Source organism: Leifsonia sp. 71-9, assembly GCF_001898805.1.
GTDB lineage: Bacteria > Actinomycetota > Actinomycetes > Actinomycetales > Microbacteriaceae > Leifsonia.
The window spans coordinates 27,196-53,733 of the sequence record NZ_MKVJ01000020.1; the positions used below are offsets into that span (position 1 = coordinate 27,196).

Annotated in this window: 26 protein-coding genes; 16 read left to right on the forward strand and 10 right to left on the reverse strand. The window is 70.7% G+C overall.

Annotated features, from left to right (window positions below; translation table 11 throughout):
• Positions 1-28: 28 nt before the first annotated feature.
• Positions 29-1,522 carry a sensor histidine kinase gene (locus BGO91_RS15030; protein WP_290473542.1) on the forward strand — a complete coding sequence of 498 codons (1,494 nt, stop codon included), beginning with the start codon at positions 29-31 and terminating at the stop codon, positions 1,520-1,522.
• Between the two features lie 146 nt (positions 1,523-1,668).
• Here BGO91_RS15030 and BGO91_RS15035 read toward each other — a convergent pair whose 3' ends face one another.
• A complete protein-coding gene (locus BGO91_RS15035; RefSeq protein WP_018190103.1) occupies positions 1,669-1,917 on the reverse strand; it encodes a WhiB family transcriptional regulator in 249 nt (82 codons plus the stop codon).
• A gap of 225 nt (positions 1,918-2,142) precedes the next feature.
• On the opposite strand from BGO91_RS15035, the gene BGO91_RS15040 reads away from it, so the two are divergent.
• The 7 genes from BGO91_RS15040 to BGO91_RS15070 all read left to right on the forward strand — a co-directional run bounded on the left by BGO91_RS15040 (position 2,143) and on the right by BGO91_RS15070 (position 8,375).
• On the forward strand, positions 2,143-2,550 hold the full coding sequence (locus tag BGO91_RS15040; protein WP_290473543.1) for a hypothetical protein: 408 nt from the start codon (positions 2,143-2,145) through the stop codon (positions 2,548-2,550).
• A 36-nt stretch (positions 2,551-2,586) separates the two neighbouring features.
• The gene (locus BGO91_RS15045) at positions 2,587-3,360 is read left to right on the forward strand and encodes a DUF1684 domain-containing protein (RefSeq protein WP_290473544.1); all 774 of its coding nucleotides are present in this window, start codon (positions 2,587-2,589) and stop codon (positions 3,358-3,360) included.
• Positions 3,361-3,413: 53 nt separating this feature from the next.
• Positions 3,414-4,916, forward strand: coding sequence for an ABC transporter substrate-binding protein (locus tag BGO91_RS15050; protein WP_290473545.1), 1,503 nt, complete (start codon positions 3,414-3,416; stop codon positions 4,914-4,916).
• Positions 4,917-4,991: 75 nt separating this feature from the next.
• On the forward strand, positions 4,992-5,954 hold the full coding sequence (locus tag BGO91_RS15055) for an ABC transporter permease (RefSeq protein WP_290473546.1): 963 nt from the start codon (positions 4,992-4,994) through the stop codon (positions 5,952-5,954).
• A complete protein-coding gene (locus BGO91_RS15060) occupies positions 5,951-6,829 on the forward strand; it encodes an ABC transporter permease (RefSeq protein ID WP_290473547.1) in 879 nt (292 codons plus the stop codon). The genes BGO91_RS15055 and BGO91_RS15060 overlap by 4 nt, the downstream gene beginning before the upstream one ends.
• Positions 6,826-7,614: an ABC transporter ATP-binding protein gene (locus BGO91_RS15065; protein ID WP_290473548.1), complete on the forward strand. Its 789-nt coding sequence runs from the start codon at positions 6,826-6,828 to the stop codon at positions 7,612-7,614. Before BGO91_RS15060 ends, BGO91_RS15065 begins: the two co-directional genes overlap by 4 nt.
• Complete coding sequence (locus BGO91_RS15070) at positions 7,611-8,375, forward strand: ATP-binding cassette domain-containing protein (protein ID WP_290473549.1); 765 nt, start codon at positions 7,611-7,613, stop codon at positions 8,373-8,375. The genes BGO91_RS15065 and BGO91_RS15070 overlap by 4 nt, the downstream gene beginning before the upstream one ends.
• A gap of 24 nt (positions 8,376-8,399) precedes the next feature.
• Here BGO91_RS15070 and bcp read toward each other — a convergent pair whose 3' ends face one another.
• From bcp to aroA, 3 genes are read right to left on the reverse strand one after another with little or no spacing between them, the layout of a single operon-like run.
• The gene (gene bcp / locus BGO91_RS15075) at positions 8,400-8,873 is read right to left on the reverse strand and encodes a thioredoxin-dependent thiol peroxidase (RefSeq protein ID WP_021759695.1); all 474 of its coding nucleotides are present in this window, start codon (positions 8,871-8,873) and stop codon (positions 8,400-8,402) included.
• A gap of 42 nt (positions 8,874-8,915) precedes the next feature.
• Positions 8,916-9,974 (reverse strand): ribosome small subunit-dependent GTPase A, encoded by a 1,059-nt coding sequence (rsgA, locus tag BGO91_RS15080; RefSeq protein WP_179699757.1) that lies wholly within the window; start codon positions 9,972-9,974, stop codon positions 8,916-8,918.
• Positions 9,971-11,338: a 3-phosphoshikimate 1-carboxyvinyltransferase gene (gene aroA, locus BGO91_RS15085; RefSeq protein ID WP_290473550.1), complete on the reverse strand. Its 1,368-nt coding sequence runs from the start codon at positions 11,336-11,338 to the stop codon at positions 9,971-9,973. The genes rsgA and aroA overlap by 4 nt, the downstream gene beginning before the upstream one ends.
• A 180-nt stretch (positions 11,339-11,518) precedes the next feature.
• Here aroA and BGO91_RS15090 point away from each other — a divergent pair, with 180 nt between their 5' ends.
• Together BGO91_RS15090 and BGO91_RS15095 are read left to right on the forward strand one after the other, a co-directional pair.
• Entirely contained in the window at positions 11,519-12,127 is a 609-nt protein-coding gene (locus BGO91_RS15090) for a sigma-70 family RNA polymerase sigma factor (protein ID WP_021759688.1), read from the forward strand.
• Complete coding sequence (locus tag BGO91_RS15095; protein ID WP_021759686.1) at positions 12,124-12,369, forward strand: zf-HC2 domain-containing protein; 246 nt, start codon at positions 12,124-12,126, stop codon at positions 12,367-12,369. The genes BGO91_RS15090 and BGO91_RS15095 overlap by 4 nt, the downstream gene beginning before the upstream one ends.
• Before the next feature lie 13 nt (positions 12,370-12,382).
• Here BGO91_RS15095 and BGO91_RS15100 read toward each other — a convergent pair whose 3' ends face one another.
• Entirely contained in the window at positions 12,383-13,315 is a 933-nt protein-coding gene (locus tag BGO91_RS15100) for an aldo/keto reductase (protein WP_290473551.1), read from the reverse strand.
• Between the two features lie 78 nt (positions 13,316-13,393).
• On the opposite strand from BGO91_RS15100, the gene BGO91_RS15105 reads away from it, so the two are divergent.
• The gene (locus tag BGO91_RS15105) at positions 13,394-13,981 is read left to right on the forward strand and encodes a TetR/AcrR family transcriptional regulator (RefSeq protein ID WP_290473552.1); all 588 of its coding nucleotides are present in this window, start codon (positions 13,394-13,396) and stop codon (positions 13,979-13,981) included.
• 25 nt (positions 13,982-14,006) lie between these two features.
• Here the strand turns inward: BGO91_RS15105 and BGO91_RS15110 are convergent, their stop codons facing one another.
• Positions 14,007-14,783 (reverse strand): VOC family protein, encoded by a 777-nt coding sequence (locus tag BGO91_RS15110; RefSeq protein WP_290473553.1) that lies wholly within the window; start codon positions 14,781-14,783, stop codon positions 14,007-14,009.
• A 109-nt stretch (positions 14,784-14,892) separates the two neighbouring features.
• Complete coding sequence (locus BGO91_RS15115) at positions 14,893-18,723, reverse strand: multifunctional oxoglutarate decarboxylase/oxoglutarate dehydrogenase thiamine pyrophosphate-binding subunit/dihydrolipoyllysine-residue succinyltransferase subunit (protein ID WP_290473554.1); 3,831 nt, start codon at positions 18,721-18,723, stop codon at positions 14,893-14,895.
• Positions 18,724-18,858: 135 nt separating this feature from the next.
• On the opposite strand from BGO91_RS15115, the gene BGO91_RS15120 reads away from it, so the two are divergent.
• The 3 genes from BGO91_RS15120 (at position 18,859) to BGO91_RS15130 (ending at position 21,752) form a co-directional block, all read left to right on the forward strand.
• Positions 18,859-20,298, forward strand: coding sequence for a GuaB1 family IMP dehydrogenase-related protein (locus tag BGO91_RS15120; protein WP_290473555.1), 1,440 nt, complete (start codon positions 18,859-18,861; stop codon positions 20,296-20,298).
• Positions 20,299-20,429: 131 nt separating this feature from the next.
• Positions 20,430-21,092, forward strand: a complete 663-nt coding sequence (locus tag BGO91_RS15125; protein ID WP_290473556.1) for a DUF3105 domain-containing protein — start codon at positions 20,430-20,432, stop codon at positions 21,090-21,092.
• Positions 21,093-21,095: 3 nt separating this feature from the next.
• Positions 21,096-21,752 carry a DUF305 domain-containing protein gene (locus BGO91_RS15130; RefSeq protein ID WP_290473557.1) on the forward strand — a complete coding sequence of 219 codons (657 nt, stop codon included), beginning with the start codon at positions 21,096-21,098 and terminating at the stop codon, positions 21,750-21,752.
• On the opposite strand, the gene BGO91_RS15135 is transcribed toward BGO91_RS15130, so the two are convergent.
• Positions 21,749-22,174 (reverse strand): hypothetical protein, encoded by a 426-nt coding sequence (locus BGO91_RS15135; RefSeq protein ID WP_290473558.1) that lies wholly within the window; start codon positions 22,172-22,174, stop codon positions 21,749-21,751. The two genes, BGO91_RS15130 and BGO91_RS15135, sit on opposite strands and share 4 nt — an antisense overlap.
• Positions 22,175-22,379: 205 nt before the next feature.
• Here BGO91_RS15135 and BGO91_RS15140 point away from each other — a divergent pair, with 205 nt between their 5' ends.
• Both BGO91_RS15140 and BGO91_RS15145 read left to right on the forward strand, forming a co-directional pair.
• A complete protein-coding gene (locus BGO91_RS15140; protein WP_290473797.1) occupies positions 22,380-23,720 on the forward strand; it encodes a hemolysin family protein in 1,341 nt (446 codons plus the stop codon).
• A complete protein-coding gene (locus BGO91_RS15145) occupies positions 23,713-24,750 on the forward strand; it encodes a hemolysin family protein (RefSeq protein WP_290473559.1) in 1,038 nt (345 codons plus the stop codon). Before BGO91_RS15140 ends, BGO91_RS15145 begins: the two co-directional genes overlap by 8 nt.
• Positions 24,751-24,788: 38 nt before the next feature.
• On the opposite strand, the gene BGO91_RS15150 is transcribed toward BGO91_RS15145, so the two are convergent.
• Positions 24,789-25,874 carry an NADH:flavin oxidoreductase/NADH oxidase gene (locus BGO91_RS15150; protein WP_290473560.1) on the reverse strand — a complete coding sequence of 362 codons (1,086 nt, stop codon included), beginning with the start codon at positions 25,872-25,874 and terminating at the stop codon, positions 24,789-24,791.
• A gap of 2 nt (positions 25,875-25,876) precedes the next feature.
• Positions 25,877-26,500 carry an HAD family phosphatase gene (locus BGO91_RS15155; protein ID WP_290473561.1) on the reverse strand — a complete coding sequence of 208 codons (624 nt, stop codon included), beginning with the start codon at positions 26,498-26,500 and terminating at the stop codon, positions 25,877-25,879.
• Between the last annotated feature and the right edge of the window lie 38 nt (positions 26,501-26,538).

The following is a 26,538-nucleotide window of genomic DNA, read 5'->3' on the forward strand; positions in this document are numbered from 1 at the left end:
GCTTCGGGGGTCCGCCTACACTAGGGGGGTGTCGACGCTCAGTGATCTCATCCATGCCCAAGGCCGTTCGTCCGAGGCCGACGTGGAATGGCTCCACGGACTGGTCGGAGACTGGCAGCTGCTCGCCGATCTGGCGTTCGCCGACATCGTCCTCTGGGTGCCGACGACGGACGACGACTTCGTCGCGGTCGCGCACGCCCGCCCCTCCAGCGCGGCGACCCTCTTCTACCGCGACTTCGTCGGCCAGCGCATCAAGCCCGAGTGGAAGCAGCAGGTGACGGACGCCTTCCGCACGAAGGAGATCATCGACACCTCCGCTCCCGACTGGTACGAGGAGACTCCGACGCGCGTCCGCGCCGTTCCGGTGATCCGCCGCCTCACGGTCCACTCGCCGAACACCGCGGACGAGCCGATCGCCGTCATCACCCGGCACACCAACCTGAGCGAGGCACGAACTCCGAGCCGCCAGGAGCTGACGTTCAACGAGTGCGCCAACGACCTGTTCAGCATGATCGCGACGGGCGACTTCCCGGACCTCGGGGCCCCCGCGGCACCACGACGTGGGGCTCCCCGCGCGGCGGACGGCCTCATCCGGCTCGACGTCGACGGCACGACGACGTTCGCGAGCCCCAACGCGCTGAGCGCCTTCAACCGCATGGGCTTCACGGGGGAGCTGGAGGGTCAGTCGCTGGCAACGGTCACGACGGGTCTCGTCGCGGGGACGCTCACGGTCGACGAGTCGCTGCCGCTGGTCGTCACCGGCCGCGCCCCGTGGCGCACCGACATCGAGGCCCGCGGGGTCACGGTCTCGCTCCGCGCCATCCCGATCCGCAACCGCGGGGAGCGGGTCGGGGCCATCGTCCTCTGCCGCGACGTCTCCGAGCAGCGTCACCAGGAGCGCGAGCTGATCACCAAGGACGCGACGATCCGCGAGATCCATCATCGCGTGAAGAACAACCTGCAGACCGTGGCGTCCCTCCTGCGTATCCAGGCCCGCCGGACGCACTCGGAGGAGGCCCGCGAAGCGCTCAGCCAGGCCATGCGCCGCGTCGCCGCGATCGCCGTCGTCCACGACACGCTCTCGACCGGCCTCGCTCAGATCGTGGACTTCGACGACGTGTTCGATCGCGTGCTGCTGCTCGTCGCCGAGGTCGCCGCCAGTCACACGACGACGGTGCACCCGAAGAAGACGGGGTCCTTCGGAACCCTCCCGAGCGAGTACGCGACGCCGCTCGCCCTCGCGCTGACCGAGCTGGTCACGAACGCAGTCGAGCACGGGCTCGCCGGACGCGAGGGACAGGTGGAGATCATCGCCAACCGGTCGGCGGAGTCGCTGACCGTGAAGGTCGTCGACAACGGCTCCGGCCTGCCGGAGGGCAAGGTCGGGTCGGGCCTGGGGACGCAGATCGTCCGCACGCTCATCCAGGGCGAGCTGGGCGGCGCGATCGACTGGCACACGCTGATGGGGCAGGGGACCGAGGTCACCATCGAGGTCCCGCTGCGCTACCTCACCACGATCTGACCCGGGAACCGCCCCTCGACGAGAAAAGCCGAGGGGCGCTCCGCGGAGTCGGTGCTGTGCGGGGTGCTAGGTGTCCGTCCAGCTGGCTGCGGAGCGCCGCCTCGGCGGTGCTGTGGTGCGTGGTGGTGAGTCGGTGGGGCGCGGCGCTAGGACGCGCGGCGTGCCCGAGCGGCGCGGCGCTTGAGAGCGCGGCGCTCGTCCTCGGAGAGACCACCCCAGACGCCCGAGTCCTGGCCGGTCTCGAGTGCGTACTGCAGGCAGATCTCGGTGACGGTGCAGCGCGCGCAGACCGCCTTCGCCTTGTCGATCTGGTCGACGGCGGGACCCGTGTTTCCGACGGGGAAGAAAAGCTCGGGGTCCGCGGTCAGGCAGGCGGCTTTGTCGCGCCAATCCATGAAGATATGCTCCTTGTTTGCTGAATGTTTCCTGGCCTGAATGGCCTAGAATGCAGATAAGCAGTCGGGTTACAGGGTTCTTCAGATCCGTTGGGAAAAAGACCTGCCCACCACCCTGTGAGCACTAACTCGACCTCCAATATGCTCCCATAGCGCTTAACTCGAATCAATAGTTTTGTATGGGATAACGCTGAGAACACAAGACAGAAATGGTGGGGTGGTATAGTGCCCGGTTCGGCCACGCGTCCGCCGGCGCTCCTGGCGCTCGCGGTGATCCTGTTCCTGGAGGCTGCGCTGGTCACCGGACTCGCCGTCTGGCTCCTGATCGATCTGCTCACGCTGACGCCGGAGTACCTGACGACCGCGATCGCGATCTTCGTGCTGACCGCCCTGGCGGCGGTCTGGGTCATCGTCACGGCGGTCGGCATCCTGCGCAAGCGGGCATGGGCGCGGGCCTCGACGGTGACCATCCAGATCCTGCAGATCGCCGTCGCCGTCGGCTGCTTCCAGGGCCTCGTCGCGCGCCCCGACCTCGGCTGGGCGCTGCTCATCCCCGCGATCGTCGCGGGCGTCCTCGCGCTCACGCCGTCGGTCGTCCGCGCCACTGTGCGCAACACGGAGCAACACGAATGAGCATTCGGCGGGAACAAGACGCAGACTGAGTGCGTTATGCCCGACATCGTGACTGATCTCTCCGCCCCGCAGCAGACCCCCGCACCCTCCACCGCCTCGCCGGCCTCCGTCGACGCCGCCCGCGCCGGTTACGACGCCTGGCGCCAGACACGGCTCTCCTCGGTCGTCGGCCCGACCGGCAACCTCGCGCTCATCGAGACGCGCTGGCTGGCCGTGGGCGACACCACCACCGCGGAGGAAGCGCTCGCCGGGCAGCCCGAGACCGTCACGGCCACCGAGCTCAGCCGCCGCAACCTCGAGACGGGCGAGCCGGAGCGCGGCATCCGCCTGTGGGACGCGGCGTCGCCCGCGATCCGCGCCTTCGAGACCATCGACGCCTTCCCGTTCGACCCGTCCTGGGTCGTTGAGGCGGAGTTCCACCCGGTCGCGGCCGACCGCACCGTGCCGTTCGAGCACCTGCGCGACAACGGCCTGACCCGCGAGCTCGTCGTCCCCGGTGACATCACCTTCAGCCGCGACGGCGCGGACTACACGCTGAGCGCCTTCGACGACGACGGCACCCTCCTGCTCGTGTTCGCCGACGCCACGAACGGCGCCGAGGGGGAGAGCGGGACGTACGCGTCCGGCCGGTTCCTCTTCGTGCAGCGCGACGGCGACCGCGTCGTCCTCGACTTCAACCGCGCATTCGTGCCTCCCTGCGGCTTCTCGGACCAGTACAACTGTCCGCTGCCGCCGCGGAACAACCGCTTCTCCGTGCCCGTCCCCGCGGGTGAGAAGCGTGTCGTGCTCCGCGCGGGCGGCGCGCACTGAGCGCATCCGGCACCGACAACCCCCACCCCTCCCCACAGCACAGGAGAACTCCGTTGAGAAAGACCCCCCTGCTCGCGACCCTCGCGATCGGCCTCGCCACGGCGCTGGCCCTCGCCGGGTGCTCGGGCGCCTCGTCCTCGTCGTCCGCGTCCGGTACGGATGCGACGATCGCCGTCGGCTCGCAGAACGAGCCGGTGCACCTCGACAACACGGCCGGCAGCGGCAGCGGTGTGACCGAGGCGTTCAACGGCAACGTCTACGAGGGCCTGTTCAAGCTCACCGACGACGGCAAGGTCGAGCCCCTCCTCGCCACCAAGTACACGACCAGCGAAGACGGCCTCACCTACACGTTCACCCTCCGCGAGGGCGTGAAGTTCCACGGCGGCTCCGCATTCACCAGCGCGGACGTCAAGCGCAGCATCGAGCGCGTGACCGCCGACGACTCCCAGTCGGCGCGCAAGTCGCAGCTCGCGGTGATCTCGGGCATCGAGACCCCGGACGCGCACACGGTCGTCATCACGCTGAAGAGCCGGTCGATCTCGCTGCCGTACAACCTCAGCTACGTCTGGATCTACGGCCCGGGCGTCAAGGACTACAAGACCGCGGAGGACGGCACCGGACCGTACACGCTCGGTACGTGGAAGCGCGGCAGCTCGCTCAGCATCGAGCGCTGGAGCGGCTACTGGGGCGCCAAGGCGAAGAACAAGGAGGTCGTCTTCGACTACTTCACCGACGCCTCCGCGCTCTCGAACGCGCTGCTGACCAACCAGGTCGACATCGTCACCAACATCCAGAGCCCGGACTCCCTGGCGCAGCTCAAGGGCAACAAGGACTACACGATCAACGACGGCAAGTCGACGGTCAAGGAGCTCCTGGCCTTCAACGACCGCGTAGCGCCGTTCGACAAGGCCGAGGTCCGCAAGGCCGTCTACTCCGCGATCGACACCAAGAAGCTGCTGAACTCCATCTGGGGCGACTACGGCACGCTGATCGGCTCGATGGTCCCGCCGAGCGACCCCTGGTACGAGGACCTCACCAAGGTCAACCCGTACGACGTCTCGCTCGCCAAGAAGGAGCTGGCCGAGGCCGGCTACCCGGACGGCTTCACCTTCACGCTCGACACCCCGAGCTACGACCCGCACCCCGCGGTCGCCGAGTTCGTGAAGAGCGAGCTGGCGAAGGTCGGCATCACGGTGAACATCAACACCATCTCCGCCGACGAGTGGTACTCGAAGGTCTTCAAGGAGAAGAACTTCGAGGCGACGCTCCAGGAGCACGTGAACGACCGCGACGTGGTCTGGTACGGCAACCCGGACTTCTACTGGGGCTACAACAACCCGCAGGTCACCCAGTGGGTGAACGAGGCCGAGCAGTCGTCCACGACCGCGGAGCAGACGGCGAAGCTGAAGCTGGTCAACGAGCAGATCGCGAAGGACGCGGCGAGCGTGTGGCTCTACCTCACGCCGCAGATCGTCGTCGCGTCGAGCGACCTCTCCGGCTACACCGTCAACGGGCTGAACTCGACGTTCTACACGTACGACATCGTCAAGAAGTAGCGCCCCGCGCGAGTTATCCACCGATCGCCCGGGGAGTCCGCGACGGACTCCCCGGGCATCTACGCTGAAAAGACCATGGCTCCTTATCTGTTGCGTCGCACCGCGTTCCTCGTGGTGTCGTTGCTGCTCGCCATGGTCGCCCTGTTCTTCCTTCTGCGGGTCCTGCCGGGCGACCCGGCCAACGCGCTGCTCTCGGTCAACGCGACTCCGCAGCAGATCGCGGCGGCCCAGGAGCAGGTCGGCAGCAACCGGCCGCTCGTCGAGCAGTTCTTCTCCTGGTTCGGCAGCCTCCTCTCCCTCGACCTGGGCGAGTCGTTCATCACCTCGCTCCCGGTCGGGCCGGAGATCGTCTCGCGTCTCGCCGTGACGGTCCCGCTGACGCTGATCTCCTTCGTGGTCGCGCTCGTGCTGGCGCTCCCGATCGGCTTCATCGCCGCGTGGAAGGCCGACCGCTGGTACGGCATCGCGCTGTCCGCGTTCTCGCAGCTCGGGATCGCCGTGCCGGTCTTCTGGGTCGGCATCCTGCTGGTCAGAGTCTTCTCGATCAACCTGCGCTGGTTCCCCTCCGGCGGGTTCCCGCGCGACGACTGGGCCGATCCGGCGGCGGCGCTGCAGTCGCTCGCGCTGCCGATCATCACCATCGCGATCGTGATGAGCGCCTCCATCGCCCGGTACGTCCGGAGCGCGACGCTCGACGTGATCGGGAGCGACTACCTGCGCAACGCCCGCGCGCTCGGCTCGGGTTTCGGTGCGGCGATGTGGCGTCACGGTCTGCGCAACGGCGCCGTGCCGGTCATCTCCATCCTCGGCATCGAGCTGGCCACGACCTTCCTCGGCGCGGTGGTCGTCGAGAGCGTCTTCACCCTCCCCGGGCTCGGGAGCATGCTGCTGCGGGCGATCGAGCAGCACGACTTCCAGAGCATCCAGGGCATCCTCTTCGTCTCGACCTTCGCCGTGCTGATCATCGGCTTCGCCGCCGACGTCGTGCAGCGCCTCGTCGATCCGCGCCTGCGGCAGAGCATCTCGGGCAACCGATGAGCGCGGTCGTCGATCAGGCCGCGGCGCAGGGCGCCGCTCCGCAGCCGGGCGTGCGTCGCCGCGGCCGCCGCTCCGTCACCCTCGGGATCGGGCTGACGCTCGTCGGCCTGGTCGTGATCGTGGCGCTCGTGTCGTTCTTCTGGCTCCCGTACGCGCCCAGCGATACGGCCGGCAGCCGCCTCGAACCACCGGGCGCGGCGCACTGGCTCGGCACCGACAAGCTCGGCCGCGACCTCCTGTCGCAACTGATGGTGGGCGCCAGGATCGCGCTGGCGGTCGGCCTCGGAGCCGTGCTGATCGGGGCCGTGGTCGGCATCACGATCGGCCTGCTGGCGGCGTTCGCATCGACGTGGCTCGACGACACCATCTCCGCGGTCCTCGACATCCTGATCGCCTTCCCGACCCTGCTGCTGGCGATGCTGATCGTCGCGGCCCAGGGTGCGTCCCTCGGCACGGCGATCCTCGCGATCGGCTTGGCGATGTCCGCCGTGATCGCGCGTCTCACGCGGGTGCTGTCGAAGCGCGTGCTGTCGCAGCAGTACGTCACGGCCGCTCGCACCTCTGGCACGAGCTGGCCGGGAATCGTCGCGCGCCACATCCTCCCCAACATCTGGCCGACCCTGCTCGTCAACCTGGCGCTGCAGTTCGGGATCGCGGTGCTCGCGGAGGCGAGCCTCTCGTACCTGGGACTCGGCGCCCCGCCGCCGAACGCCTCCTGGGGCCGCCTCCTGCAGGAGGCCCAGGGGACGGTGGCCGTCGCGCCCGTCGGCGCCATCGCGCCCGGCATCGCCCTCGTGATCCTCGTGATCGGCGTGAACCTCGTGGCCGACGGGCTGCGCGACGTCGCAGACCCGACCAGGAGGCGATCGCGATGATCCTCGACGTGCGAAACCTCTCCGTCGCCGCGCGCGACGGGTCACCGCTCGTGCGCGACGTGTCGTTCTCGATCGGCGCGGGGGAGCGGGTGAGCCTGATCGGCGAGTCCGGGTCCGGCAAGTCCCTGACCTCGTTCGCCGTGGCCGGGCTGCTGCCCGACGGGCTGACGGCGGCCGGCAGCGTCGAGCTCGACGGCGTGCAGGTCGTCGGGGCCAAGGAGCGCGACCTCGTCCCGCTGCGCGGCCGGACCGTGTCGTTCGTCTTCCAGGAGCCGCTCACCGCGCTCGACCCGCTCATGCGGCTCGGCCAACAGGTCGCGGAACCGCTGAGGCGCCACCTCGGCCTGCGCGGGGCCGCGCTGCGCAGCGCCGTCCGGGAGGCGCTCGACGAGGTCCGCCTGCCGGACCCCGAGCGCATCGCGCGGGCGTACCCGCACGAGATCTCGGGAGGCCAGCGCCAGCGGGTCGCCATCGCCGCCGCGCTCGCCTGCCGCCCGCAGCTGCTGATCGCCGACGAGCCGACGACCGCCCTGGACGTGACCGTGCAGGCCGAGGTGCTCTCCCTGCTCGACACGCTCATCGCCGACCGGGGGATGTCGCTGCTGTTCGTCAGCCACGACCTCGCCGTGGTGTCCCGCATGACCGACCGTGCGCTCGTCCTCCGCGGCGGACGCGTGGTGGAGGAGGGCGCCCTCCAGCGCCTCCTCGACGCCCCCACGGACCCGTACACGATCGAACTCGTGCGCAGCGCCCGTGAACTCGACGCCGCACTGGAGGTGCCGTGACCGCCATCCTGGAGCTCCGTGACGCCGGATTCCGCTACCGGCGTGCGACCGGTGCCGCCCTCGAGGGCGTCTCGCTGACCGTCGAGGCCGGCCGCAGCGTCGGACTGGTCGGCGAGTCCGGCGCGGGCAAGACCACCATCCTCTCCCTGCTGCTCGGCCTTTCCAGCCCGACGAGCGGCGAGGTGCTGTTCGACGACGCGCCGCTCGACCGCCGCGACCGCGCGCTCATGCGCGAGTTCCGACGCAGCGTGCAGACGGTCTTCCAAGACCCGTACTCATCTCTCGATCCGCGGCAGAGCGTCGGGCGGATCGTGGGCGAGCCGCTCGCCTCCCTCCGGCTCGCTTCCGGAGCCGAGGCCCGCGACCGCGTCGCGGCCGCGCTCGAGGCCGTCGCGCTCCCCGCGGATGCAGCCGGCCGCTACCCGCACGAGTTCTCCGGCGGCCAACGCCAGCGCATCGCGATCGCCCGCGCCATCGTCTCGCGCCCGCGGGTGCTGCTCGCGGACGAGCCCGTCAGCGCTCTCGACGTGACGACGCGCATCCAGATCGTCGAACTGCTCGGACGGCTGGCCGCGGATGAGGGGATGACCGTGGTGATGGTCTCGCACGACCTCAGCGTCGTCGCCTCCCTCTGCGCCGAGACGGTCGTGCTGCAGGGCGGCCGCATCGTGGAGCAGGGGCCGACCCGGGACGTCCTGCGCTCTCCGGCCGACCCCTACACGCAGCGGCTGCTGGCGTCGGTGCCGCGGCTCCCGGCCTAGCCGGCAGCGGGCACCGGGCGACCGTCAGTCGAGGCCGAGCTTCTTGCGGAGCGAGGCGACGTGCCCGGTGGCCTTGACGTTGTAGAGCGGCAGCCGCACCGAGCCGTCGGGGTCCACGACGAAGGTGGAGCGGATGACGCCCTGCACGACCTTGCCGTAGAGCTTCTTCTCGCCGTACGCACCGTAGGCGTTGTGCACCGCGAGGTCCTCGTCGGACAGGAGCGGGAAGTTGAGCCCCTCCTGCTCCTGGAACTTCTTGTTCTGGGCCGGGGCGTCCTTCGAGATCCCGATCACCCGGTAGCCGCTGGACTTCAGCGAGTTGAGGTTGTCGCGGAAGTCGCAGGCCTCCTTGGTGCAGCCCGGCGTCATCGCCGCCGGGTAGAAGTACACGATCACGTTCTCCCCGGCGTAGTCGCCGAGCGAGACGGGGGAGCCGTCCTGGTCGGTCAGGGTGAACGCGGGTGCCGTGTCGCCGGCTTCGAGTCGCACGTCAGTCATGCCTCCATTCTGGCGCACGCGTCGCGTGTGCCGTGAGGAGGATCAGCGGGCGAAGGTCGTGAGGAGGCGCTGCAGCGAGTCGAGCCTGGCCTTGCCTGCCTCGCCCAGGGCGCCGGACTCGACGGCCTCCATGATGGCGCAGTCCGGAGCGTCGGGCAGGTGCGTGCAGCCGCGCGGGCAGTCTTCTGCCAGCAGTGCAAGGTCGGTGAACGACTTCAGGATGCTGTCGGTGTTCACATGACCGAGGCCGAACGAGCGGACGCCGGGGGTGTCGATCACCCAGCCGTGCCCCTCGCCGTTCTCGACGCGGAGGGAGACCGTCGACGACGACGTGTGCCGCCCGCGCCCGGTGACGACGTTGACGTGCCCGGTAGCCCGGCGGGCTCCGGGGACGATCTCGTTGACGAGCGTGGACTTGCCGACACCCGAGTGTCCGACGACGACGGTGTCGTGACCGACGAGGGCGGCCTTGATCTCGTCGACCGGGATGCGGTCCTCCCGGCTGGTGAAGACGGGCAGGTCCAGCCCGGCGAAGTTCTCGAGGAAGGGGCCGGGGTCGGCCAGGTCGATCTTCGTGACGCAGAGCATCGGCGCGATCCCGGCGTCGTAGGCGGCGACCAGGTAGCGGTCGACCAGCCGGGTGCGGGGCTCCGGGTTCGCGGCGGCGACGACGATGAGCATCTGGTCCGCGTTCGCGACGACGATGCGCTCCACCTCGTCGGTGTCGTCGGCGCTGCGGCGCAGCAGGGTGGTGCGCTCCTCGATGCGGACGATGCGCGCGAGCGTCCCTTCCTCGCCGGTGGTGTCGCCGACGACGGCGACGCGATCGCCGGTGACGATCGGCTGCCGGCGCAGCTCGCTCGCGCGGGCGGCGGTCAGCTGGTGCTCGTCGCCGGAGTCCTCGTCGAGCAGAACGGTGTAGCGGCCGCGGTCGACGCCGAGCACCCGCGCGATGCGGGCGTCGGCGTGCTCGGGCCGGGTCTTGGTGCGCGGCCGGTTGCCCTTCGGGTTCGGCCGCGACCGGATGTTCGACTCGTCGTAGACGTCGTACTCGTCGTCCTCGTCGTCATCCGCCCACCAGGCGCCCGTGTTCTCGGTCACTGCGGCGTCGTGCCTTCCGCGAGCATCCTCGTCCAGAGCTGGGTGAACTGCGGCAGCGTCTTCGCCGTGGTCGCGACGTTCTCGATCTCGACGCCGGGGACGACGAGCCCGACGATCGCGCCCGCGGTCGCCATACGGTGGTCCTCGTAGCTCTGCCACACTCCGCCGTGCAACGGGCGCGGCTCGATCCGGAGACCGTCCTCGAGCTCCGTGACCGCACCGCCGAGACCGTTGATCTCGGCGGCCAGTGCAGCGAGCCGGTCGGTCTCGTGGTGGCGGATGTGGCCGATGCCGGTGATCTCGCTCGGTCCGTCGGCCAGCGCCGCGATCGCGACGAGGGCCGGAGCGAGCTCGCCGCCGGTCGTGAGGTCCAGGTCGACGGCGCGGACGCGCTCGGGACCGGTGACCGTCAGACGGTCGCCGTCCCGCGTCACGGTCGCACCGAACAGAGGGAGCAGGTCGGCGAGGTCGGCTCCGACCTGGGTCGTGGTCTCGGGCCACCCGGTGATGGTGACCGAGCCGCCGGTCACGACCGCCGCCGCCAGGAACGGCGCAGCGTTGGAGAGGTCGGGCTCGATGTCGACGTCGAGCGCCGCGATGGCGCCCGGGCGAACGATCCAGCGGCCGACCTCGGGGGACTCCACCTCGACGCCGCGCGCGGCCAGCGCCGCGATGGTCATCTCGATGTGGGGGAGGCTGGGGAGGCGCTCGCCGGAGTGGGTCAGGTCGAGCCCGTCGTCGAACCGGCTGGCCGAGAGGAGCAGCGCGCTGACGAACTGGCTGGAGCTGGACGCGTCCACGCTGATCGCACCGCCGGAGACGGAACCGGTGCCGTGCACCGTGAAGGGGAGGGAGCCTCGGCCGTCGTCGTTCACATCGACGCCGAGCGCGCGGAGGGCGGCGATGATCGCGCCCATCGGGCGGCCGCGGGCGGAGTCGTCCGCGTCGAACGACGTCGGGCCGAGCGCGAGCCCGGCGATCGGCGGCACGAAGCGCATGACCGTACCGGCCTGACCGCACTCGATCGTGGTGCTGCCGAGCAGCTCCTCGGCGGGCGTCACGAGCAGGTCGGCGCCGAACTCGCTGTCGCCGCCCTTCTCCTCGATGCGCACCCCGAGGGAGCGGAGCGCCTCGATCATGTTGGCCGTGTCGCGGGAGTGCAGCGGCGCACGCAGCAGCGACGGGCCGTCGGCGAGGGCGGCGAGGACGAGCTCGCGGGCGGTCAGCGACTTCGATCCCGGCAGGGACACGGACGCCGAGACCGGCCCGGAGGCGACGGGAGCGGGCCAGAGCGTGTTCGGCTCCTCCGTGCGGGCGTCGCCGTACGGATCGAAGTCGGGAGCGGAATATTTCGAGATCAGCATTGTTGTCAAGGGTATCCGTGTTCCCGTCTGAAGGAAGGACATCCCGTGGCATCCAGGACCGCCGTTCTCGACGCTCCACGCGTGGCGACGACCCGTCGCGCAGCCCTCGGGACCCGCTCCGGCGGGGCGGCGCGCAGCCGTCGGGGCGCTTCGGCGGCGGCACAACTAGACTTGCCCCTGATGAGCACCGAAACCGAGGACAGCGGTCGCCTCTTCGAGGAGCAGGCCCTGCCGTTCATGGACCAGCTGTACGCAGCGGCCCTCCGCATGACCAGGAACCCGGCAGACGCACAGGACCTGGTCCAGGAGACGTACGTCAAGGCGTACGCCGCGTTCGCGCAGTTCCAGCAGGGCACGAACCTCAAGGCGTGGCTGTACCGCATCCTCACCAACACGTTCATCAACACCTACCGCAAGAAGCAGCGCGAGCCGTATCAGGGGACGATCGACGAACTCGAGGACTGGCAGCTCGGAGGGGCGGAGTCCATCTCCGCGTCGTCCAGCCGGTCCGCCGAGGCCGAGGCGATCGACCACCTGCCCGACAGTGCCGTCAAGGACGCGCTGCAGGCCATCCCGGAGGACTTCCGGCTGGCCGTCTACCTCGCCGATGTGGAGGGATTCTCCTACCAGGAGATCGCCGACATCATGAAGACCCCTATCGGCACGGTGATGAGCCGGCTGCACCGCGGTCGCAAGATGCTGCGGGAACTCCTCACCGACTACGCGCACGAGCGCGGGCTCTCTGCTGTCCAGCCCGCCGCCGTGCAGACCACCAGGAGCACGAAATGACGGACTGCGGCTGCGACAAGGCCAAGAAGGACCTCGAAGAATACCTGCGCAACGAGCTCTGCCGCGAGGATGCGGCGGACATCCGTGAGCACCTCGCGAACTGCGACGGCTGCACGAACGAGGCGCACCTCAACGTGGTGCTGACCGAGGTGGTGCAGCGGGCGTGCAAGGAGACCGCGCCCGAGACGCTGCGCACCGAAGTGCTGCTGCGCATCCGGTCCTTCCAGGCGACCGCCCACTGACCCCGCTCGTCGGTCAGTCGGTCCACTGAGGGGTCGGCTCGCCGGCCCCCGCGAACCGCGCCTCCCAGATCCCGTCCAGCTCGGCCGTCGTCGACGCGTCGAGGGCGATCGCTCCGACGGCCACGTTCTCGGCCAGGTGCTCGGCGCTCGAGGTGCCGGGGATGAGCAGCGCGTTCGGCGCGTGGCCGAGGAGCCACGCCAGCCCGACCTGCGCGGGCGTCGCCCCGAGCCGCTCCGCCGCGGCGATGACCTCCGGCTGCTCCGTCGCCTTCGGGATGCCGGGGAAGCCGGAGCCGAGCGGGAAGAAGGGCACCCAGGCGATGCCCTCGGCGACGCACAGCTCGAGCATGGGCTCGAACCGGCGCGCGACGATGCCGTAGGCGTTCTGCACGCACGCGATGCCGGCGGGCAGCGCGCGGCGGAGCGTGTCGATGTCGACGGCGCTCAGGCCGATCGCGCCGATGACGCCGGCATCGCGCAGCGCGAGGAGCTCGGCGAGCTGGTCGTCGAGGTCCACGAGCTGGTCACCCTCCGCGACGATCCCGGGGCCGACATCCAGACGCCGGAGGTTGACGATGTCCAGGCGCTCGTGCCCGAGCGTGCGGAGGTTGTCCTCCACCGCCTGGCGCAACTCCTGCGGCTTCTGGCCCGGCCGCAGCGGGATCGGGCCGCCGGGGTTCTTGAGCGCGCCCACCTTGGTGACGACGAGCACGTCGTCCTCTGGCCGGATCGCGCGCCGGATGAGGTCGTTGGCCACGCTGTCGCCGTAGAAGTCGGCCGTGTCGATGTGGTCGACGCCGAGCTCGACCGCGCGGCGGAGCAGACGCTCGCCGGACGCCGCATCCGTGGCGAACCGCTCCAGCGCCATCGCGCCGTAGCCGATGCGCATGACCGGGTGCCCGGCGAAGTCGTAGGTGCCGCCGGGGCGGAGGGACGTGTCGCTCATGGAGGGACTCTTCTCTATACTCGTCAGAGAGCGGAGGGACCTCCGCTTACTCATCCACTATACGGAGGAGCCTCCGTTTTGTCATCCCCCGAGACCGCGACGACCCGTTCGCGCGCACCCCGCGCCGATGCCGCCCGCAACCGCGCGCTTCTCGTCGACGCCGCACGCGCCGCGTTCGCCTCCGGAGGCGAGCAGGTCTCCCTCGAGGCGATCGCCCGGGAGGCCGGAGTGGGGATCGGCACGCTCTACCGCAACTTCCCGACCAGGGAGGACCTCATCGCGGCGGTCTACGCCAGCGAGCTCGACGCCGTCATCGCCGCGGCGGACGGCCTGCACGACGCCCGACCGGCCGACGTGGCCCTGCGGACGTGGCTGGACCGCTACGCCGCCTTCGTGATGACCAAGCGCGGGATGGCGGAGTCGTTGCGCGCCGGCGCGCTCGCCGACGCCGCGAACACTGCGCACACCCGCGAGCGCGTGAACGGCGCCGTGGGAGCCTTCCTCCAGGCCGGAGCGCAGACCGGGGTGCTGCGCGGCGACCTCGCCGCCGACGACGTCACGACCGCGCTCGTGGGGCTCTTCCTCGCCACGCGGGACGTCGCCGACCCGGCGCAGATCGCCCGCCTGCTCGACCTGCTCGTCGACGGCCTCCGCGCGCGTCCCTGACGATCGGCGGACGCCGCAGCGCCGATCAGCTGCCCGTGCCCACCTGGTGCAGGAAGAAGAGCGCGCCGAGCGGATCGGTCGCCTGAGCGAACCTCCCGAACTCGCTGTCCCACGGGTCGCGCACGATCGTTCCGCCGAGTTCGACCACGCGCTGCGATGCGGCCTCGGCGTCCGCGACGCCGAAGTACACGACCCAGTGCGACGGGACACCCGGCGGGAGCATCCCGTCGGCGTCGTAGATGCCGCCGCTCGGGGCATCCGGGTCGCCGAACGTCGCGTAGCGGAAGTCCGCGGTGTCGCCGAGGACCTGCGTCTGCCAGCCGAAGACCTTCGTGTAGAAGTCGACCTGGGCCGGGTAGGCGCGCGCGTAGAGCTCGTGCCACGCGATGCCGCCGACCTCGGTGACGAGCTCGAAGCCGCGGTGCTCCCGCGGCTCCCACAGTCCGACGACCGCGCCGCCCGGATCGGCCACGACGGCGAGACGACCCTGGTCGCCGACGTCCATGGTCGGGGCGAGGGACTGCGCACCGTTGTCGCCCGCGGCCTTCTCCGCCTCCTCGGCGTCCTCCACCAGCAGGTGGGTGAGCCACGCGTCCGGCTGTGCGCCCGGCATCGCGGGGCCGAGCCCTGCGACGGTGCGGCCGTCCTTGCGGAAGGTGAGGTAGCCGCCGTACTCCGCCCCGGACTCGTCGGCGGTCCAGCCGAAGAGGGCCGTGTAGAAGTCGCGGGCGCGCGGGGCGTCGGACGAGGCGAGATCGACCCAGCAGGGCTCGCCGAGGCGGTGATTCGTCAGCACGGTCATACGCTCAACGTACGCCGGGTCCGGTGGCTCGCGGAAGGCCCGCCGGACAGCGAGAAGGGCTGCCGGACCGAGGTCCGGCAGCCCTTCGACCGCTCCGCGTCCGGCGCGGCTAGAGCGTGAGCGCCCGCTGGATCAGCACCGACTGCTCCTGCGCGTGGCGCTTCGCCGAACCGGCGGCCGGAGCGGCCGACGGCGGGCGGGAGACGACGCCGAGCGGGCGCGGGCCCAGCTTGGAGGTCTCCAGGATCATGTACGGCCAGGCGCCCTGGTTCTCGGGCTCGTCCTGCACCCACACCAGCTCGGCGTTGGGGTAGGAATCCACGACCGCCTTGATCTCGGCGCCGGGGAGCGGGTAGTACTGCTCCACGCGGACGAGCGCGATCTCGGGGTTGGGGTTCTTGTCCAGCTCGTTCAGCAGGTCGTAGTAGAGCTTGCCCGCCAGGAGCAGGACGCGCTTGACCGCGGCCTTGTCCGTGATGCGGGCGTCGTCGATGACCGGCTCGAACTTGCCAGAGGTGAACTCGGACACATCGCTGGTCGCACCGCGCAGGCGCAGCATCGCCTTCGGCGTGAAGACCACCAGCGGGCGGCGCGGGCGGGCGTAGGCCTGACGGCGCAGCAGGTGGAAGTACGACGCCGGGGTCGACGGCCGGGCCACGGTCATGTTGTTCTCGGCGCACATCTGCAGGTAGCGCTCGATGCGGGCGCTGGAGTGGTCCGGTCCCTGACCCTCGTAGCCGTGGGGGAGGAGCAGGACGAGCGACGAACGCTGGCCCCACTTCTGCTCGGCGGAGGAGATGAACTCGTCGATCACGATCTGGGCGCCGTTGGCGAAGTCGCCGAACTGGGCCTCCCACAGCACGAGCGCGTCCGGCCGTTCGACCGAGTAGCCGTACTCGAAGCCCATCGCCGCGTACTCGCTCAGGAGCGAGTCGTAGATCCAGAACCGGGCCTGGTTGTCGCTGAGGTTGGCGAGCGGCAGCCACTCCTGGCCGTTCACGCGGTCGTGGAGGACGGCGTGGCGCTGCACGAACGTGCCGCGGCGGGCGTCCTGACCGGCGAAGCGCACCGGGGTGCCCTCGATGAGCACGGAGCCGAGGGCCAGCAGCTCGCCGAAGCCCCAGTCCACGCCGCCGTTGCGGCTCATGTCGCTGCGCTTGTTGAGCAGCTGCTGCAGCTTGGGGTGCACGGTGAAGCCCGCGGGCGGGTTGTTGAACGCGTCGCCGATGAGCTGGATGACCTGCTCCGTGACGGCGGTGGTCTCCGGCTCGCCCACGTTGTCGTCGGCCTGCTGCGCGGCCGGCTGCTCGAGCCCGGCCGCGACGCCGTCGGCGGTCACGATCGGGGTCGAGTTGGTCTGCGCGGCGTGCGTCTCCATGAAGGCGCGCTCCAGGCGCTCCTGGAAGTCGCGGTGCGCCTGCTCGTACTCCTCCTCGGTGATATCGCCGCGGCCGACGAGGGCCTCGGTGTACAGGCGGCGCACGGAGCGCTTCGCCTCGATGAGGTTGTACATGAGCGGCTGCGTCATCGACGGGTCGTCGCCCTCGTTGTGACCGCGGCGGCGGTAGCAGATGAGGTCGATGACGACGTCGCGCTTGAACTCCTGGCGGTACTCGAACGCCACCTGCGCGACGCGCACGACGGCCTCCGGGTCGTCGCCGTTCACGTGGAAGATCGGCGCCTGGATGGTCTTCGCGACGTCGGTCGAGTAGACCGAGGTGCGGCCCTCACCGGGAGGCGTCGTGAAGCCGACCTGGTTGTTGATGTTGACGTGGATGGTGCCGCCGGTGCGGTAGGCCCGCAGCTGCGACATCTGCATCTGCTCGACCACGATGCCCTGGCCCGCCATCGCGGCGTCGCCGTGGATGAGGATCGGGAGGGTGAGGAAGGTGCCGGCGGGGCGGCGGTCCTGCTTGGCGCGGACGATGCCCTCGAGCACGCCGTCGACGGCCTCCAGGTGCGAGGGGTTGGCGGCCAGGTAGACCGGCATCTCCTCGCCGGCGGCGCCCTTGAAGGTGCCCTCGGTGCCGAGGTGGTACTTCACGTCGCCGGAGCCCTGCACGGTGCGCGGGTCCTGGGTGCCCTCGAACTCGCGGAAGATCTGGCCGTAGGTCTTGCCGGCGATGTTCGTCAGCACGTTGAGGCGGCCGCGGTGCGCCATGCCGATCGCGGCCTCGTCCAGCCCGGCCTCGGCCGCGCCCTGGAGGATCGTGTCGAGCAGGGCGATGGTGGACTCGCCGCCCTCGAGGCTGAACCGCTTCTGCCCGACGTACTTGGTCTGCAGGAAGGTCTCGAACGCCTCGGCCTCGTTGAGCTTGCCGAGGATGCGGAGCTGCTCGTCGTGGGTCGGCTTCTCGTACGCGCGCTCCAGCTTGTCCTGGAACCACTTGCGCTGCGCCGGGTCCTGGATGTGCATGTACTCGATGCCGACCGTGCGGCAGTACGAGTCGCGCAGCACACCGAGGATGTCGCGGAGCTTCATCGTGCGCTTGTCGCCGAACTGGCCGGTGACGAACTCGCGGTCGAGGTCCCAGAAGGTGAGGCCGTGGGTCTCGATCTCGAGGTCGGGGTGCGACCGCTGCTTGTACTCGAGCGGGTCGATGTCGGCCATCAGGTGGCCGCGCACGCGGAACGAGTTGATGAGCTCCTGGACGCGCGCGGTCTTGTCGACGGCGCTGGCCAGGTCGACGCTGATGTCCGGATTCCAGTTGATGGGCGCGTACGGGATGCGCAGCTCGGCGAAGATGTCCTCGTAGAAGGTGCGCTTGCCGATCAGCAGCTCGTGCACGATCTTGAGGAACTCGCCCGAGCCCGCACCCTGGATGACGCGGTGGTCGTAGGTGCTGGTGAGCGTGATCGTCTTGCCGATCGCCAGGCCGGCGAGGGTTTTCTCGCTGGAGCCCTGGAACTCCGCCGGGTACTCGAGGGCGCCGGCGCCGATGATCGCGCCCTGCCCCTTCATCAGGCGGGGGACCGAGTGCACGGTGCCGATGCCGCCCGGGTTGGTGAGCGAGATGGTGGTGCCTGCGAAGTCGCCCGCGGTCAGCTTGTTGGCGCGCGCCTTCTGCACGAGCTCCTCGTACGCGGCGAGGTAGTCGCCGAAGCGCATCGTGTCGGCGCGCTTGATGCTGGGGACGAGGAGGGCGCGGCTGCCGTCCGGCTTGGGGATGTCGATCGCGATGCCGAGGTTGATGTGCGCCGGGGCCACGACCGACGGCTTGCCGTCGACCTCGTCGTAGTAGACGTTCTGGCTCGGGAACTCCTTGAGCGCCTTGATCAGCGCCCAGCCGATGAGGTGGGTGAAGGAGACCTTGCCGCCGCGGGCGCGCTTGAGGTGGTTGTTGATGACGATGCGGTTGTCGATCATCAGCTTCGCCGGGATGGTGCGCACGCTGGTCGCGGTGGGGACCGTGAGCGAGGCGTCCATGTTCGTGGCGAGCGACTTGGCCATGCCGCGCAGCGGGGTGACCTTGTCCTCGGCCTCCTCGCCGTCGCCGACGACGGAGTTGGGGGAGGTGACGGGGGCGTCGGCCGGGACCGGCGCGGGCTTCGGCGCCACCGAGGTGGTGCGCGCGACGGGCTGGCTGCCGATCACCGGGATCGGGGTGGTGACGGGGTGGGCGTCGGACGGGGCCGTCGGCTCCGCGGGCGCGGGGACCGTCGGTTCGGCGGGCGACGGGGCCGTCGGCTCGCTGGGGGTCGGGACGACCGGTTCGGCCGGGGTGGGGGCGGGGGTCTCGTCAGGCGAGGGCAGGGAGGCGTCCGCGTCGCCCTCCTTGACCGTGGGGCGGTAGCTCTCGAGGATCGGCCACCAGGACTTGTCGACCGAGTTCCTGTCCTTGACGAACTGCTCGTACAGCTCGTCCACGAGCCATTCGTTGGCCCCGAACTCGCCCGACGATCCGTCGTCGGTTCCCACTCCGGTCAATTGGCTCGACACAGCCGCTCGCCCACTCTCTCCATTGATTTCGTCCGATCGGGCGGCTCGTGACCGCCCGCTTCCATCCGAACATCAAGCCTAATCCCATCGGCGCATCCGTGCAGGCGCCCAGTCGGGGGCGATACCGTTATTCCCATGCAGTTCTATGGAACGACGCCGCGCCACGATCTCACCTACTCGGACGTCTTCCTCGTCCCGTCCCGCTCGGACGTGACGAGCCGTCTGGACGTCTCGCTCGCCCCGGGGGACGGCACCGGCGCCACCATCCCCATCGTGTCGGCCAACATGAACTCGGTGACGGGCAAGCGCCTCGCCGCCACCCTCGCCCGCCGCGGCGGCCTGGGCGTCCTCCCGCAGGACATGCACCTGCAGGACCTCGACGACGCGATCCGCTGGGTGAAGTCCCAGCCCGTCGCCTTCGACACCCCGTACCCGGCCGCTCCGGAGGAGACCGTGGCGGACGTGCTCCGCCGCATCCCGGCCGTCGAGGGCCACGGGATCGTCGTGCACGACCAGTCGGGCGCGTTCCTCGGCTGCCTCGCCGCGGTCCAGCTCGGCTCCGCCCTGCCCGACGCGCGCATCGGCGACCTGCTGCACGGGACGCTGACCGCGCTCGACGCCGAGGACCTCACCGACGGCCGCGCCGCGTTCGAGGTGATGGATGCCGCCGGGCTCGAGTTCGCGCCGGTGCTCGACCACGGCCGTCTCGTCGGCACGCTGAGCAAGAAGAGCGCCCTGCGCTCCACCATCTACACGCCCGCGGTCGACGCCTCCGGCCGTCTGCGCGTCGCCGCCGCCGTCGGCATCAACGGCGACGTCGCGGGCAAGGCCACGGCGCTCGCCGCTGCGGGCGTCGACGTGCTCGTGATCGACACGGCGCACGGCGACCAGGACGGCATGCGGCGCGCGCTGCACACGGTGAAGGGGCTGGGTCTCGGCCTGCCGATCGTCGCGGGCAACGTCGTCACCGAGCAGGCCGTGCGCGACCTCGTCGCCGCCGGCGCGGACATCCTGAAGGTCGGTGTCGGCCCGGGCGCCATGTGCACCACCCGCATGATGACCGCGGTCGGCCGGCCGCAGTTCTCCGCGGTGCTCGAGACGAGCGAGACCGCCCGCGAGCTCGGCGCCCACGTGTGGGCCGACGGCGGGGTGCGCTACCCGCGCGACGTCGCCCTCGCCCTCGCGGCCGGCGGAGCCTCGGTGATGATCGGCTCCTGGTTCGCCGGCACGATCGAGGCGCCCGGCACGCTCGACCGCGATGAGCGCGGCGCCCTCTACAAGGAGAGCTGGGGCATGGCGAGCACGAAGGCCGTCAACGGGCGGTTCGAGCGCCTCGACGCCTACGACCTCGCGCGCAAGACGCTCTTCGCCGAGGGCATCTCCAGCTCGCGCATCTACCTCGACCCGCTCCGCCCGTCGGTGGAGGACCTGCTCGACATGATCACCACCGGCGTCCGCAGCTCCTTCACCTACGCCGGGTCGCGCAGCGTCGCCGAGTTCCACGAGCGCGCCCTCGTCGGCATCCAGTCCGCCGCCGGCTACGAGGAGGGCAAGGCGCTGCCGGTCAGCTGGTAGCGCGCGCCCCGCCGGGCTGAGAAGGCTCTGTGAGCGGCGGCCCGGCGGAAATGCGAGACTCTGGCGAACGGGTTGTCCCCGACGAACCCACCCCGTCGGAGCGAGCGCTCCACGTCGAAATGAGGCCCGTCGTGACCCCATCCCCGTCCGCCCCGAACCGCAAGCAGCGGCAGGCAGAGGCCCGAGCGGCGAAGCTCGAGCAGTTCAAGAAGGAGCAGGCGCGCCGCACGCGCAACCGCCGGATCGGGATCGGGTCGGCCATCGCCGGCGCGGTCGCCGTGGTGGCGCTGGTCGCGACGATCATCGTGACCGCGCCGAAGGCGGCGACGTACGAGGCGGGCGGCAAGAGCGTCTCGATCGAGGGCGTGAAGACGTTCGACAACACGGCCGGCCACGTGACCGGTGCCGTCGACTACAAGCAGACGCCGCCCGCGGGCGGCGAGCACAACCCGATGTGGCTCAACTGCGGCGTGTACGACCGGCCGGTGCCGAACGAGAACGCCGTGCACTCGCTGGAGCACGGAGCGATCTGGGTCACGTACTCGCCCGATCTCCCCGCCGGCCAGCTCGACCTGCTGAAGACGAAGTTCCCGCGCACGTACGCGGTGCTCTCGCCGTACGACGGCCTCCCGGCCCCGATCGTGCTGAGCGGCTGGAACGTGCAGCTGCAGGTGCAGAAGGCCGACGACCCGCGCATCGCGAAGTTCTTCGAGGCCTACTGGCAGAGCCCCTCCGTCCCGGAGCCGGGCGCGTCCTGCACGGGCGCGTTCGACGCTCCCGGCAAGGTCTCCTAGCCGATGGGCCGCGCGCCGGGACGGGCGTGGCCGCTCGTGCTCGCCGGTCTGGTGATCGTCGCGGTCACCGGCGTGCTCGCCTTCTCCGCGGGCCGGCTGAGCGTGGGCGCCCCGCGGACACCGGGGACGACGAGCGCCGAGGCCGGCTTCGCCCGCGACATGCAGGAGCACCACCAGCAGGGGGTCGAGCTCGCGATGATCGTGCGCGACCGCACCGACGACGCCGAGACGCGCCTCCTCGCCTACGACATCGCCACCACCCAGAGCCAGCAGGCCGGTCAGCTGTACGGCTGGCTGACCGGCTGGGGACTGCCGCAGGCCGCGACTGAGCCGTCGATGACGTGGATGACGCGCCCGGCGACGGTCGGCGGGACGGCGGGGGCCCACGACCACGGCGGCGGCGCCCACGTGCCGGGGGAGCCGATGCCGGGGCTGGCGACGCCGGAGCAGATCGCCGCGCTGCGGGCGGCCTCGGGCGTGGAGGCCGAACGCGTGTTCCTCACGCTGATGATCGCCCACCACCGCGGCGCGGTCGAGATGGCCGATGCGCTCCTCGCCCGCAGCGAGGACCGCACGGTGCGCACCTTCGCCGCCGGCGTGGTCTCGAGTCAGAACGCCGAGATCACGCTGATGGAGTCGATGCTCGCGGCGCGCTCCTAGGAGCCGTCGCCCTGCTGGGTGGTGCCCCCGCTGCCGCCGCCCTGCTGGGTCGAGCCGCTGCCGGTGCCGCTGCCGTTCCCGCCGCCGAACTGGCGCGGGTCGAAGTTCTGGTTCGTGCCGAAGCCTCCCCGCTGCGGGCCGTCGGTCGCGTGGCCGGTGAAGAAGCCGGCGAAGAACACGATCGCGAGCACCGCGACGGCGCCGACGACGATGGCGGTGTTCTGCGCCCAGACCGGCCAGCGGCGCAGGATGCTGCCGTCGGCGGCAGGCTTCGCGGCGGCCGGCTGCTGCCAGGTCTGGTGCGGCGCGGGCTGCGGGGGCGCGTAGTGCGGCGCGGGCTGCTGCGGCGGCGCAGGCTGCTGCGGCCAGCCTGCGGGGACGCCGGGGTTCGGGACGGCGGCGTTCGGGTCGGCGGTGCTCATGACGGTTCCTCTCGGTCGGTGCTGAGGTCACTGTCGGAGCCGGCCCTGCGCGACGACTATGGCCGTTCGATGGGGACGCTGGGAATCCGCCCCGCATCCGCTGCGACGCCTCGCAGACCGCGCCGCTATACTGGCCGGGAAATGGACGACCCTCCTTCTTGTAGCCCATTCCAGCTCCCGAGTCCGCCGTGCCGGCGTGAGCGGGGTGACCACCGTGCTCGCTGAGTGGCTCCTCCTCGGCGTCGGATTGCTCTTGACGATCGGCACCGGCCTCTTCGTCGCGAGCGAGTTCGCGCTCGTGAACCTCGACCGCGGTGACCTCGAGGCCCGGCGCGCGCGCGGCGAGTCCCGCCTGTCGATGACCATCGCGGCGCTGAAGATCACCTCGACCCATCTCTCCAGTGCGCAGCTGGGCATCACGCTCACCACGCTGCTCACCGGTTACACGATGGAGCCAGCGATCAGCACCCTCCTGCGCGGGCCACTGCTCGCCACCGGCCTGCCCGAGGCCGCGGTGACGCCGATCGCGACGATCGTGGCCATCCTGGTCGCGACCCTGCTGTCGATGATCCTGGGCGAGCTGGTCCCGAAGAACTTCGCGCTCGCCCTGCCCATCGCGACGGCCAAGCTCGTCATTCCGTTCCAGACCGTGTTCACCACGGTGTTCCGGCCCTTCATCGCGCTGCTGAACGGCACCGCGAACGGCTTCCTGCGCCTGCTCGGCATCGAGCCGAAGGAGGAGCTCTCGGGCGCCCGCACCGCCGAGGAGCTGTCCTCGCTGGTGCGCCGCTCGGCCAGCGCCGGGGTGCTGGAGGCCGACACGGCCACTCTGCTGAGCCGCACCCTCGCCTTCTCCACCCGCAACGCCTCGGACGTGATGACCCCGCGTCCGCGCATCGAGACCGTCCGCCGCACCGATCCGGCGCAGGCCGTCATCGGGCTGGCGCGGAGCTCCGGCTTCTCTCGATTCCCCGTCGTCGACGAGGACGTGGACGACGTCGTCGGGTTCGTGCACGTCAAGCAGGCGGTCGCCGTGCCGCGCGAGCGCCGCGCCAAGGTGCCCGTCTCCGCGCTGCAGACCGACGCCCTGCGCGTGCCGGAGACGATGAGCCTGGAGACCCTGCTCGGCGAGCTGCGCGGCCGCGGCTACCAGATGGCCGTCGTCGTCGATGAGTACGGCGGCACCTCCGGCATCGCGACCCTCGAAGACCTCGTCGAGGAGATCGTCGGCGAGGTCGCCGACGAGCACGACCGCACCCGCGCGGGCGTCGTGCGCGGCCGCGACTCCATCACCTTCCCCGGCATCCTGCGCCCGGACGAGCTCGAGGAGCGCGCCGGGGTCACCGTGCCGGAGGAGGGCCCGTACGAGACCGTCGCCGGCTTCGTCATGAACGAGCTCGGGCGCCTGCCCAAGGTGGGCGACGAGGTCCCGATCGAGGGCGGCACGCTGCGCGTCGAGCGCCTGGAGGGGCGGCGCGTCGACCGCATCCGGTACACGCCCGACCCGGTGACGGACCCGACCGCGGAGGGGGTGCGCCATGAGTGACTGGATCGGGATCGTCTGGCTGGTCGTGCTCCTGCTGGTCAACGCCTTCTTCGTCGGCGCCGAGTTCGCCGTCATCTCCGCGCGCCGCTCGCAGATCGAGCCCCTCGCGGAGCGCGGCAAGCGCAGCGCCAAGACGGCGCTCTACGCGATGGAGCACGCCACGCTGATGCTGGCGACCACGCAGCTCGGCATCACCGTCTGCTCGCTCCTCATCCTGAACGTCTCCGAACCGGCCATCCACCACCTGCTGGAGGTCCCCCTCCACGCGACGGGATGGTCGGAGGAGGTCATCGGCACGGTCGCGTTCATCGTGACGCTGGTGCTGGTGTCGTTCCTGCACGTGGTCTTCGGCGAGATGGTGCCGAAGAACATCTCCTTCTCGATGCCCGACCGGGCCGCCCTGCTGCTCGCGCCGCCGCTGGTGGCGATCGGCCGCGCCGTGCGTCCGATCATCGTCGCGCTGAACGCCACGGCGAACAGCGTGCTGCGCCTGTTCCGGGTGGAGCCGAAGGACGAGGCCGCCAGCACCTTCACGCTCGACGAGGTCGCGACCATCGTGAACCAGTCGACGCGCGAGGGCGTGCTGATGGACCGCACCGGCGCGCTCACCGCCGCGTTCGAGTTCACCGAGAAGAAGGTGCGCGACGTCATGGTCCTCCCCGGGACCCTCGTCTCCCTGCCGCCGTCGCCGACCCCGGCCGACGTCGAGCGCGCGGTCGCGAAGCACGGCTTCTCCCGCTACGTCGTTCCCGACTCGGACGGCGAGCCCACCGGCTACCTGCACCTCAAGGACGTGCTCGACCTCGAGGAGACCGGCTTCGAGCTGCCCGTCCCCGGCAAGCGCGTGCGCCGGCTGGTGACGGTGTTCGTCGACAGCGACCTCGAAGACGCGCTCGCGACGATGCGCCGCTCGGGGAGCCATCTGGCGCGCGTCGTCGACGCCGAGGGCGAGACCGCCGGCGTGCTGTTCCTCGAGGACATCATCGAGGAGCTCGTCGGCGAGGTGCAGGACGCGACCCGGCGCTCCTGAGCGCCGGGTCGCGTCGCGGTGTCAGCGGAGCCGGGTGTTCAGCGCCACTGCGCGCGCAGGTACTGCGGCGGCCAGTAGTCGATGGTCGCGCCGAGCTCGTGGGCGGCCCGCAGCGGGAAGTGCGGGTCGCGCAGCATCGCGCGCGCCAGCATCACCGCGTCGGCGGCGCCGCTCTCGACGATGTCCGCGGCCTGCTGCGGCGTCGTGATGAGACCGACCGCACTGACCGGGACCTCGGCCGAGGAGCGCACGTGCTCGGCGAACGGGACCTGATAGCCCGGCCCGAGGGGGATGCGGATGCCGGCCGCGATGCCGCCGCTCGAGATGTCGAAGAAGTCGGCCCCGGCCTCCTGCGCCCAACCGGCGACGGTCGCGGTCTGCTGCTCGTCCCAGCCTCCCGGGGCCCAGTCGCTGCCGGAGAAGCGGACGAAGAGGGGCACATCGTCGCCGACCTCCTCGCGCACCGCGGTCACGATGCGCAGGAGCAGGCGGGCGCGGTTCTCGAGGGAGCCGCCGTACTCGTCCTCGCGGTGGTTGGCGAGCGGCGAGAGGAACTGGTGCAGCAGGTAGCCGTGGGCGGCGTGCAGCTCCAGGATGCGGAAGCCGACGTCGACGGCGCGGCGCGCGCCGGCGCGGAAGTCGTCGACGAGCGCGTCGATCCCGGCGAGGTCGAGCGCGACCGGCACGGCCATGTCGCCGAACGCCTCCGCCGACGGGGCGACGGTGGTCCAGCCGCCCTCGTCCAGCGGCACCGAGCCGCCGGTGCGGTCCTCGAAGCCCCAGGCCGCCCAGCTCGACGCCTTGCGGCCGGCGTGGGCGAGCTGGATGCCCGGTACCGCGCCCTGCCCGGCGATGAAGTCGACGATCGGACGCCACGCCTCGGCCTGCTCGTCGGTCCAGATGCCGGTGTCCTGCGGGGAGATGCGCCCCTCCGGGTTGACGGAGGTGGCCTCGGTGAAGACGATGCCGCTGCCGCCCGCGGCGAACGAGCCGAGGTGCACGAGGTGCCACTGCTGCGGGATGCCCGTGCGGTCGAGCACGGAGTACTGGCACATCGGCGAGGTCCAGATGCGGTTGCGCGCCGTCACGCCGCGCACGGTGAAGGGGTCGAAGAGAGTAGTCATCGTCAGTTCCAAGCCGCCAGACCCTCGAGATATGCCCGGAGGTCCGCAGCGGTCGTGAAGACGTGCCCGGTGATGCCGACCGCTTCGGCGCCGCGCACGTTCTCCTCCTTGTTGTCGATGAAGACCGTCTGCGCGGGCGTGACGCCGAGCTCCTGCAGCACGTGCTCGAAGATCGCGGCGTCCGGCTTGATGGTGCCGAGCTCGCCGCTCACGAACACCTGGTCGAACAGATCGCCGAGCGTCCCGTGGCGGAAGTAGGAGCCGAAGTCGCGCCCGGCGTTGGAGAGGAGCGCCAGCCGGGTGCCGCCCTCCTTGAGGTCGAGCAGCACGTCCAGCGTGCCCGGGTCGATCGTGAGCCAGCTGCGGAAGTCGGCCAGCCACAGCCGGTGGATGGTCGCGTCGTTCCACTGCTCGCCCAGCTCGCGCTCGATCCCGCGCCAGTACTGCTGGATGCCGAGCGTGCCCTGGTCGAGATCGTGCCGGTGCCGCCAATAGGCGGGCCAGAACACGTCGTGGTCGCCGCCCGCCAGCTCCACCAGCGCGGCACGGTCCGCCTCGGTGGGGGTGACGGAGATGACCTCGCCGTAGTCGAACACGACCACTCTGCCCGGGATGTGGATGCCCATGCTCCCAACTTATCGCGGGCGGACGGGCCCCTCGCGGC